This window comes from Galbibacter kalidii, from assembly GCF_026241135.1.
Lineage (GTDB): Bacteria > Bacteroidota > Bacteroidia > Flavobacteriales > Flavobacteriaceae > Galbibacter.
The window spans coordinates 1-10,070 of sequence record NZ_JAPFGA010000037.1; the positions used below are offsets into that span (position 1 = coordinate 1).

Below are 10,070 nucleotides of genomic sequence, written 5' to 3' on the forward strand. Positions count from 1 at the left end.
AGAGGCTTCAAAGGAAGCATTGACAGCGCCTACCGTTCTGTTGGTGCTGTTCCCTTTCTGGCCTTCCAAATCATCCCTTTGATAGCCAATATTAAAGGTCAAATCCAGTTTTTCTTTCCATAAAATGGTGGAAGCATTCAGGGTAATGTTTTCAAAATCGTTGTTAAAGTAAAAGGCCCCCAAGGTTTCATAGCCCGGGTCGATACGCTCATATCCCACGCCTATGGATGAGCTCCCAAAACTGTAGTCCAGACCGGTGTTGATGGCACTGTAATATTCCGTGGAGGCCCTGCCTTGAAAGAACAGTCCTGAGAATACCTTTTCATTATCGGGGTCCGGTTCCGCCCTTAGGTCCTGGGTCATGGCCGTGGAAGCGTATTCTGCCCTTAACCGCATCCCTTTTAGGATTTCATAAGCGCCTTCTATGCTCAATACAAGGTTTTCCTTGGGGAGCACGTCCTTATCTTCCGGGACCATGGCGATGGAGTTTACCTGATCACGGGCATAAAACCCGATAAGCCCCACTTCATATGTATCGGCCTTGTAACCCACTTTTGCTCCATAGCCCATCCGTTTATAGGCGGGAATGGTCTGTGGACCTCCATCATCTTCCACAGCTTTTAAAAACCTTCCCGTAGCTGCACTAAAGGAAAACCCGCCTTTGGGAGTGAGTTCCAGACCGCCCCCGGTAAACTGGTGACCGCTCAAGGTATAAGGGGAAAAGGACATATTGATATCCCCGATATGGGCCTGTACCCATTTGTACTTGGGGTGCAGGCTCAACCTGTTAAAGTTAAAGGGCAGCTCATAATCCAGGTTTGATCCCTGGTTGGTAAAACTATAGCTTATGGGCATGGAAAATTCAAAAAAGCCTATGTTAAGGCTCCCTTGTAGGAAGTAAGTAAAGGGTTCCCTACTGTCTTCCTGGTTGGATGAATAGAATACACTATTGGCAGAAATGCCCCCTCCGATTTTAAATGCTTTGCCTTTGCCAATGTTTCCGAAATCAATCTGCTGGGCTCTTCCTATATAGGAAAATAAAAACACACCAAAAGCAAGGAAGATTTTACAAAATCCTTGTCTTTTTATGTTGATGAATTTTATATATGGTGATTGTTTATTCAAAGACAGTATAGTTTTATTTGCTTTCTTCATAAATATGCAAGACATCCATACTGTCTTTAATATAAAGCCTCCCTTTATGATAAATAGGCGGTTCAGCTTTTACACCTTCTGCAACATCCAATTTCTGTATAAATTCTATCTCATGGGTTTCGGTATTGATTTTACCGAATTTGCTAATGAACATGCCCATATTGGTATGAGTGCCGTCAACAAAATATAAGCCACCATCTCCGAGAGAATTCATATGTTGGGACACCCAGAGATCATTTGTTAGCTTTTTATCAACCAATTTTTCACCCGACTCAATATCAGTAACTTCATAAAGTCCATGCGCAAAACCATATAAATAGCCCGAACTTCTCTCTAACTGATAGTACTGAAAACTTCCATCTCTTTTCCAAAGCAATTCACCAGATTCAACATTTATACCGCGTAGATAATCGTTACTATCTGGTGCTTGCCCTGCCATTGATGGAACCACCAATACACCTTCATACAAGTAAATATCTCCCGCTACCTTTTCGCCTTCTGGAAAAGAATAAGTCCAAGATTCCTTTCCAGTATCAAGGTTCAAACAAATAAAATAGGTAAAATTAATATCTGTGATAAATAACTTCCCTGCTATATTTCTGGCATATCTGTGACCGTGGAAATCTATCTTCCAGAGTTCATTACCATCATGTCTGTTATAACATCCTACTCTCACCGCTTTACTATTTCGGTCATATAGCTGCTCACAAATATGGGATTGACCCAGATGTGCAACTCTTCCAAATTTACCCTCCCAGATTTGATCCAAACGTAAGGAAGTTGGGTTTAGAGTGTAAATTGAACCATCACGATATACAAAAACACCATTCTTTTTTACGTTTAGCAAAAAGCTCTTATCAAAGTGTCTTTTCTCTATTTCTGGCATATCCTTTTCAGAGCATGAATAAGAGTGAAGATTATTTTCTGTGTCAAAAAATAGAAATCTGTCACTAACAAGTGTTAGAGACGCGTATACGTTTTTAATTTCCCTTATTTTATGCCAAATCATTTTACCTTAAAAATTTCATTAAAATTTGTTTCAATCAAGTCCAAAAGATCATCTACTGTAGGTTCTTCAATATCTTTAACCCATTTTTTTACTACATCGTCAGAAATATTCGCACTCTCTAAAACTTCCATAAAATCAGATTTGGTCAGGTTGCTTACTTTTTTACCGTCAAAAACCCATTTAATCTGGTCTAAAGAGGTGACTTGAGGCAGTTTTAAATCCAAAATCTTATGACAAAGATTCCAAATAACTTTCATCTATTATTTCTGTACCATTTCTTAATAACATAGCATCTAAATAATTTGCCATTTCAAGAAAGTTTTTCAGGTCTTCGGGTTTAGGTACACGTTCAAAACCAATGTTGACCGAACGACTTACTGGATTAAAACCAACATTAATATTGTAGTAACCCTTTTTTTTATCAAATTCTCTATAACAAGCCCCCTTATTAAGACTTGCCAAAACACGTTCTTTAAAAGAGTCAGGAACTTTATCAATATTTGCTAATAATTCCTTTCCGTTTTTTGTGTTTTCTTTCCAAATAAACTCTTCAGGATGATTATCAATAAACTCTACCCATTTTAAATATTCAATTTTGCTATTACTTTTATCCCCGCCTAAATCATATGGTTCTTTTGCTATTGTAAATATGTCATTCCTTTTTAATTTCATAATTAATAGTTTATAAAGTCTTCTAATGCTTTTATTTCAAATTTAATATTTGAATTTACGCCATCAAGTTTATTCATCCATATTGTCTTTAAAGCGTCAGTTATGTTCTCCTTGGGCATATAAATATGTATTTCAGCTTTGTCAAAAAACATAGATTTGCCATTACTTACTAAACCATCTAAATTTTCCCATCCTTCTTTTAAGAACTTTATATTTTTTTTAATTGGTTCAGAGGCCAACCATTTAGTTACATCGGTAGTAGCTGTTGTCTTCATTGAAACAGCAGTTTCAACAAAGATTTGGTCACCTACAGTACTTCCTTTATAAAAATCTACTCCTTTAAAATTAGAAGAAATATCACCTGTATGTGCCCAACCATCTGCTTTTTTATAACGGTAATGTCCCATCATATTTCAAAGAATATTTGTGGGTAATAGGCTTTCCATGCTTCCTTAAGATAGTCTAATCGTTGTTTTAAAGTAAGCTTTGTAAAATCATCTAAAGTGTTTACAACAAACTCCCTGGCTTTTTGCACAGCCACTTTATATTTCCCTTTGGCATCTTCAACAATGTTAAACACCCGTTCGCTAAGGCTTCTACCATCACTCATATTAAGAGTGTAGCCTTCTGGGGTAACCAACTGCCCTATGGGTTTTAAGTTTTCGGCTATGCTTTCTGTAATAACTTCTACAAGCCTTATTCGCTGCCCTATAATGGTAGCAAAATGTTGTCCATCTAGTAATAAATCACCTGTAGTGAGCTAGTGCAATCCTTTGTCAGACAGGCATAACGCTCGTACCACCACAACTCACAAATTATATTTTTCAAAGAACTTTTTAAATCAAAATCTTATGACAAAGACTCCAAATAACTCTCATCTATTATTTCTGTACCATTATTTAACAAATAAGCATCTAAATGTTTTGCTAAATTTAGTAAGCTTTGTAATTGTCTAAAATCAATTGATCTCATATTGGTAATAGATATTAAACCAAAATCCTCAACAAAAAGGACAATTAACTCATAATATTTTTTCTTCTCATTATATTCAGCACACGCTTTTAATTTATTAAGTCCCTTTAATGTCTTATCCCTGAAAGATTCAGGAATTGCCTCAATTTCATTTAATGTTTTTTCCCCTTTTTCTGTATTTTCAAACCAAATAAAGTAATTATATTCTTTTTCAATTGAGTCTACCCAATTATCTCTACTTATTTTGTTCTTGATTTCTCTTGGATTGATTTTATACAAATCTCTTGATATTGTAAGGTTTACATTTTTCATTTATTCTCAATTTACAAAATCTTCTAGTGCATTAATTTTAAAAGTAATCTCAGGTCTTTCAGTAGCGAGTTTGGTTAACCACTTTGTTTTTAATTGGGGATTTATATTGGCTTGTGGCATATAAATATGAACTTCAGCAACATTATATTTAATTGTTGTTCCATTCCAAGAAACACCATCACCAGTTAATTTACCAATCTCAAGATTATCCAAGTTGCTTTTGACAGGATTAGAAGCCAGCCAATTATCTACATTTGTAGTGGTGGTGGTTTTCATAGATACCACAGTTTCAGCAAAAACATCATCACCTACTTTTGTGAAGTCGTTGTAAAAATCTATTGCTTTAAAATTATGTGCAATATCTCCAGTATGTCCCCACCCTAATGACTTCTTATAGCGGTAATATCCCATCATATCTTCAAATAACTTACGTTCAAAGAATATTTGTGGATAATAGGCTTTCCATGCTTCTTTAAGGTAATCTAATCGTTGTTTTAAGGACAATTTAGTGAAATCATCCAAAGTATTAACTAGTATTTTCCCAGCTTTCGCAACGGCAACCCTATACTTGCCTTTGGCATCTTCAACTATGTTGAGCACCCGCTCGCCAAGGCTTTTGTTATCATCAATTAGAGTGTAACCTTCGGGGGTTACCAATTGCCCTATGGGTTTTAAATTTTCGGCTATGCTTTCTGTAATAACTTCTACAAGCCTTATTCGCTTCCCTATAATGGTAGCAAAATGTTGCCCGTCCAACAACAGCTTTCCTGTGGAGGCTTCCAGTTGTAAAACCACTTTTTTGCTAAACCTGGCAGCCGATTTAATGAAACTTGCCATTGAAGATGGTATCTTCTTTAGCATTTGGAAGGTTTCCGAAGTAATCTTCCCTGTTTTTAAAGCAGCTTTTGCCTCTGCCACACCAAAGAAAAACGAAGCCACTTCAAAAATCAATTTTCCTTGGTTGTAGCGGGCTTGGGCATCAAGTGCTACTGTTTCATCTATGTACTTGTCAAACTCATTGCCAAACTGCTGTTTTAAGGTGTCGTATAAAGCATCTTCATTGTGTAGTTGCTCCATGAGCAGCAACAGTTCTATGGTCTGCTGGCGGGTCTGTATGGCCTCTGGTGTCCAGTAGTAAGAATTGTTCAAAGGTTGCCATGCATATAAAAACTTACCAGCAGCTACCGTTGTCGGTATAATTTCCCAAGCCCCGTCTATAAAGCCTGCATAATAGGCCATGGCCGGGTTTGTGTTTTGATCCTGCCAGAGGCATTTGGGCACGATCCCCCCGGGTGCCGCTGAAATGTCATTCCCGCAATGCTTGGCAAAACCTACCGCTATTTTCAGTATTTCGTAAGTGGTAAGTCCGGCTATTAGTTCATCGTTGGCATAGGGGATAAAGCCTTTGTATTCTTCCAGGAGCCTGTCCATCGCCTCCGTAGCGGTCACTACTGCCGAGCCTATGCTCCCTTCATAATCATGGGCAAGGATGGTGTTGTATAGGTCTACAAGGTCATCGCGGGCCAATGAAGTGCCTTTAAAATAATTACTACCAAAAGCAACTTTATATTTTACTTGATTCTTGCCGTAATCGTAATGCAACCATAACAGGTATTCATCGGCCCCTATATTGGCCAGTTCCGCTTTAGCCTGCCCTACATTTTCCCAATCATCCAGGGACCCTGTGTCCGACTGTGTCAGCAATAAACGCTTGTTGGGCTTTAAGGCGACCTTGACAAGGGTGTCCTTGACTTTATCCTGTTTCTTTAATTCATCTAATTGGATATGCTGTTTACCATCAATATTTTGTATGGTTTTTTCACTGTTAATTGAAAAATTGATCACCCCGTCAAAGTAACCGTCCCCGGCAATGACCTCGTTATTGCTTTCAATATGCTTGCCGCTTTCCAGTTCGTTGAGCTTGTCCACGGTCTTTTGGACAGCCTGGGTCACCTTTTCCTTGTCCTCTTCTGTACTATCGCTCTTTTCGGTAAGGGTGTCCACACTTTCGGAAAGGCCTTCCTTGGTACTTTCCAGTCCTTCCTTGACCGCTTCCGGAACACTTGGGTCATCCATAACGGCATCCAGTTGCCCGTCAAGCTTGCCTTTTTGGGTTTGTAGCTCGGCTATTTCCTCCGGTGTGCCTGTCCAATTGTTCAACAGGTCGGTGATGCCATTGACGATATCCTGGATATCCTGTGGCAGGGTGGCAAGACCTTTTATTTCATGAACATTGCTCCAATTGGCATCATAGGCCGTTTCTACTTCCCCCTGTATGAGCTGGTAATCGGTATTGATCTGTACATCGTTGAAGACCACACGTATTTTGGTGTCGGCCAGGTAGGGCACCACGATAAAGCCCCAACCACTGTACCTTCCGTTCTCACCACGTACCTCTTTGACCGTTACCGGAAAATCCCCGGCAGTAAAAGTTTCATTTACCCCTAGGTTTTGCAGCGGGCTTTTATTGGAGATGGTCACCTCCGGGGGCAATCCACAGTTGTAATAGGTGCTCTCTTCAGGGGTGGGGGTGGTAAACTCCCTCGGGTCGGAATAACTAAAACCGCTGCCGACATGGCACTGTCCGCCCACCCGGTATTCGTAGGTGGTACCGGCCTCCAGGTTGTGGATGGTGGCATAGGGGTTTCGGGAATTGACCTCGTACCACTCATAATCCACCCGTTCGGGATCAAACTCTATCAGATCTTTTCCTTTTTCAGCCCTTCGTTTGTTGCGCTTTTCCCTACGGGCCCTTTGTTTTTCAGTTTCTTCCTTGTAATCCACTTTTCGGTACTGTAACCGGTAGCTTAAATGGTCGAGGTTCTGCTGCCAGGTGATGCGCTCACTGCTGGTACTGATGGCCTCGGCCAGTATAAAGTCCGGTGGGGCGCAATCCGATAGGTAGGTGAACCAGAAGATCTCGCTGTACCCGTTGTTCTTATAGAGGGCCGTTTCTTCGATGCCATCACTTACAAAGGCCCGTACCTGCCAGCCATAGGTCTTCCCGTCGATCAGCTGGGGGGCGATGTCATTATAAAGAAAGGAACGGTCCCCAAAGGTTTTGGCCTGGTACAAGGGCGCACTGGCCTGAAAAGCTGCCCGGGGGTCGATCTGGGTATCCCAGAGTTCCTTTAAGGTAAATTCATACTCCACATTCGAAGGGGCAATCCCCCTGGGCGTCCAGTTAAAATCTATGTTCTGGGGGAGCTGGGCACTTACCACATCACCGGCCCTTGGGAAATTCAATACCGGTGGGTCATGAAGGACCATGTGCACCAGGTCACAATCACCCCCCGGTTTGGAAAGGCGCTTGCCCGATACCAGGTCATAGACCTCAAAGCAAAATTGGTACAATCCATCCGGAAGTGGCTGGTGGTACATTTGTGGTGAAATCCCATGTAGGTTCTCCAACCTGAAATAAGCCCCTAAATCTAAATTGGTAAAGGTTTTTGATTCTCCACCGCTCAAAGTGATAAAGGGGGCGCCGGTCACTACTTGACCACTGGTGAAGAACACTTGGTTATTGCGCTTTACGATCAACTTTAACCGTACTTTCCGGTTAAAGTCATTGACATCAAGTAAGTTTAAAGTTACCGTGAGCCGTTCCTTAATAGAGGTGGTATACTGGGAAAGCCGGACACTATAGGGCTTGTGCACCTGCGTAGTGACACTTACCGGATATAGCTGGGCGTGTACTTGGCCAGTGATCAGTACTATAAAAAGGATCAGTAACTTTTTTATTCGCTGATATCTACTTGATTTATTCATAAAACATGTATGCTGGTTATAATTCTTTTATATTCCTCTTTAACTTCCTTGTTTTTGTATTTTGATATCTACGATGATATAGGAATCCTGTCCATCCGATACAAATTCCTTTATCTTAATAGCCCCTTTGCGCCCGTCCCTGGTCTGGAAGAGTACGATCCTGGGCACCACGCTATCGTCAAAATCCTGCATCCCGGCATTGGTCTCCTCGATGGCCATGCCAGAGAGCAAACTGTCATCGTTCATGGCATCAAATTCAGCTACACTCAGCGATGCCGAGCACCCACAAGATTCCTGCAAATTGATCACTTTTGTATGGGCCGCCCCGGGAATAGGCTCAAAAGTGAGGCTTTCAGCTTCATCGGGCGACACAAAACGGTTAAAGCTAAAGTTCCCGTTCAGTCCAAAATACACGATATCGATCAGCGGCCCGTTTTCGGTTGTCACCTGGTCCTGGTTGTACACCTCCCGGGCAGTGGCCGAGAAAAATGCCCCGATATGGTTACTGCTATGGGCCGTGTTGATCCCCAGTTTGATATCCTTAAAAACCCTTAGGTTGGTATCCTGGTACACGGTGACCGTTTTGGAAACCGTCTTGGTTTCTTTGCCATTGGTGGCCTCCAATGTTATGGTATGGGTGCCGGGGGTATTGAAAACCACCACCGGGTTTTCCTCTGTGGAAGTGGCCGGTGTCCCGTTTTCAAAGGTCCAATGGTGACCGGTGGCACTGGTACTGTTGTCAATAAGGCTTACCGATACCGGTACCTGATGGTCATCGTCCTCAAAAGCCACTTCCATATCAAAGGCCGCTTCCAGGTAAGGGGCAACGGTAATGGTCTTTTGCTCTTGATAGGTATCCTGTCCATTGCCCGCCTCCAGGGTAATGGTATGCTCCCCGGGCTCGGTAAAAACAACATTTTCGGGGTGCTGCATATCCGAAGACGGCGGCGTCCCCCCTTCAAAGGCCCAATGGTAGGTATTGGCCCCTTGGGTCGTATTGGTCAGTTTGACTTCCACCGGGCTGTAGTTGCTTTCCAGGATTTCGGTAGTAAAGCCGATTTCAACAGCGGTAATAAGTACCAGGGTCAATTCCTTGGTGTCCGTACTTCCATCCCTGTTCGTGGCTGTTAAGCGTATGGTATATGTTCCGGGTTTGTCATAGGTTACAGTTCCCGGGTTTTTATCTTGTGAGGAAGAAGGGGAGCCCCCTTCAAAACTCCACCGGTAATTATCAGCCCCTTCGGAGGAATTGACAATAGCTACTTCTACCGGTACCGAAATATCATCGTTTGCAATGGTGGCCTTAAAATCCGCCAGTACCGGAAAGGCCTCCTCTTTGGCACAGCCCCCCATCCCCATGGCCAATACGATGGCCAATACTGTTTTTATGTGTGTTTTTTCTATCATTCTATCACAATTCTTCTGATGTCGCGCACCTCCGGGGTCTCCAACAAAAGGATATAGATCCCCGGGGTCAAGGAGACCTGGTACTGTGTGGTATACCGGTCCGATCCATGGAGCAGGCGATCGTCCACCGGGATATTGCTGACCTGGTCAAAAAGCCTGAGCGAGGCCGTGGCAGGCTCGGCCAGGGTGACCGCTACGGTAAACCGTCCGCTGTTGGGGTTCGGGTACACCATAAACTCTTTTACAAAAGGGTTTTCGGCATCCCCCACGTCCGGCAGGTCACGGGCATGTTCCACCACCACCGGTTTGGTATGGTCTTGGTAGCATTCGCCCTGGTACGAACGCAGGGTCACTTGGTAAACGCCTACCTCATTGAACCTCAGGGTGATATTTTCAGGGGTCTGCTGTATGGTTTCTGCTTCTTCGGGCAGTATCCACTGCGTGTCCCCACTGATGGGGGCACTGGTATTGACCAGTACGATATCTTCCCCTGTAAAGCCTTGGGTGGCGATCACAAACTCCGAATCGATATCAGCCGTGGACGTCGCAATGACAACCGTATCACTGCCCGTACACCCTTTGCTCGTAGTTAGCGTTGCGGTATATGTTCCGGCAGTTGTTAAGTTTACCTGGGCATTGGTGCTTGTAAACCCGTTGTCGGACTGCCAGCGGTAGGTAGCCCCGGGATCGTCGATACTTATGTCCAATACCAGTTCCTGTCCGTTGCACAAGGTCCGGTCTTCTCCAAGGTCCACGATAACCGGTTCCGGGTCTT

Annotated in this window: 9 protein-coding genes and 1 pseudogene; all 10 read right to left on the reverse strand. The window is 42.8% G+C overall.

Annotated elements, in window-relative coordinates:
* A pseudogene (locus OOZ15_RS19415) lies at positions 1 to 1,125 on the reverse strand (hypothetical protein); the annotation flags it as partial.
* A gap of 13 nt (positions 1,126 to 1,138) precedes the next feature.
* Positions 1,139 to 2,041 (reverse strand): outer membrane protein assembly factor BamB family protein, encoded by a 903-nt coding sequence (locus OOZ15_RS19420; RefSeq protein WP_265958106.1) that lies wholly within the window; start codon positions 2,039 to 2,041, stop codon positions 1,139 to 1,141.
* A 119-nt stretch (positions 2,042 to 2,160) separates the two neighbouring features.
* Complete coding sequence (locus OOZ15_RS19425) at positions 2,161 to 2,421, reverse strand: hypothetical protein (RefSeq protein ID WP_265958107.1); 261 nt, start codon at positions 2,419 to 2,421, stop codon at positions 2,161 to 2,163.
* A complete protein-coding gene (locus OOZ15_RS19430) occupies positions 2,393 to 2,836 on the reverse strand; it encodes a hypothetical protein (protein WP_265958108.1) in 444 nt (147 codons plus the stop codon). Before OOZ15_RS19430 ends, OOZ15_RS19425 begins: the two co-directional genes overlap by 29 nt.
* Before the next feature lie 2 nt (positions 2,837 to 2,838).
* Complete coding sequence (locus OOZ15_RS19435) at positions 2,839 to 3,246, reverse strand: hypothetical protein (protein ID WP_265958109.1); 408 nt, start codon at positions 3,244 to 3,246, stop codon at positions 2,839 to 2,841.
* Positions 3,243 to 3,476: a hypothetical protein gene (locus OOZ15_RS19440; protein ID WP_265958110.1), complete on the reverse strand. Its 234-nt coding sequence runs from the start codon at positions 3,474 to 3,476 to the stop codon at positions 3,243 to 3,245. Before OOZ15_RS19440 ends, OOZ15_RS19435 begins: the two co-directional genes overlap by 4 nt.
* Positions 3,477 to 3,685: 209 nt before the next feature.
* On the reverse strand, positions 3,686 to 4,120 hold the full coding sequence (locus tag OOZ15_RS19445; RefSeq protein WP_265958111.1) for a hypothetical protein: 435 nt from the start codon (positions 4,118 to 4,120) through the stop codon (positions 3,686 to 3,688).
* Between the two features lie 6 nt (positions 4,121 to 4,126).
* Positions 4,127 to 7,888, reverse strand: a complete 3,762-nt coding sequence (locus OOZ15_RS19450; RefSeq protein WP_265958112.1) for a fibronectin type III domain-containing protein — start codon at positions 7,886 to 7,888, stop codon at positions 4,127 to 4,129.
* A gap of 39 nt (positions 7,889 to 7,927) precedes the next feature.
* Positions 7,928 to 9,295, reverse strand: a complete 1,368-nt coding sequence (locus OOZ15_RS19455) for a PKD domain-containing protein (RefSeq protein WP_265958113.1) — start codon at positions 9,293 to 9,295, stop codon at positions 7,928 to 7,930.
* Positions 9,292 to 10,070, reverse strand: a 779-nt coding sequence (locus OOZ15_RS19460; protein ID WP_265958114.1) for a PKD domain-containing protein, incomplete at its 5' end; no start/stop codon positions are given. The genes OOZ15_RS19455 and OOZ15_RS19460, both read right to left, overlap by 4 nt.

Bases quoted from the DNA above. Each gene is read 5' to 3' on its own strand.
- OOZ15_RS19420 (WP_265958106.1), bottom strand. From the start codon at position 2,041: ATGCCAGAAATAGAGAAAAGACACTTTGATAAGAGCTTTTTGCTAAAC.
- OOZ15_RS19425 (WP_265958107.1), bottom strand. From the start codon at position 2,421: ATGAAAGTTATTTGGAATCTTTGTCATAAGATTTTGGATTTAAAACTG.
- OOZ15_RS19430 (WP_265958108.1), bottom strand. From the start codon at position 2,836: ATGAAATTAAAAAGGAATGACATATTTACAATAGCAAAAGAACCATAT.
- OOZ15_RS19435 (WP_265958109.1), bottom strand. From the start codon at position 3,246: ATGATGGGACATTACCGTTATAAAAAAGCAGATGGTTGGGCACATACA.
- OOZ15_RS19445 (WP_265958111.1), bottom strand. From the start codon at position 4,120: ATGAAAAATGTAAACCTTACAATATCAAGAGATTTGTATAAAATCAAT.
- OOZ15_RS19450 (WP_265958112.1), bottom strand. From the start codon at position 7,888: ATGAATAAATCAAGTAGATATCAGCGAATAAAAAAGTTACTGATCCTT.
- OOZ15_RS19455 (WP_265958113.1), bottom strand. From the start codon at position 9,295: ATGATAGAAAAAACACACATAAAAACAGTATTGGCCATCGTATTGGCC.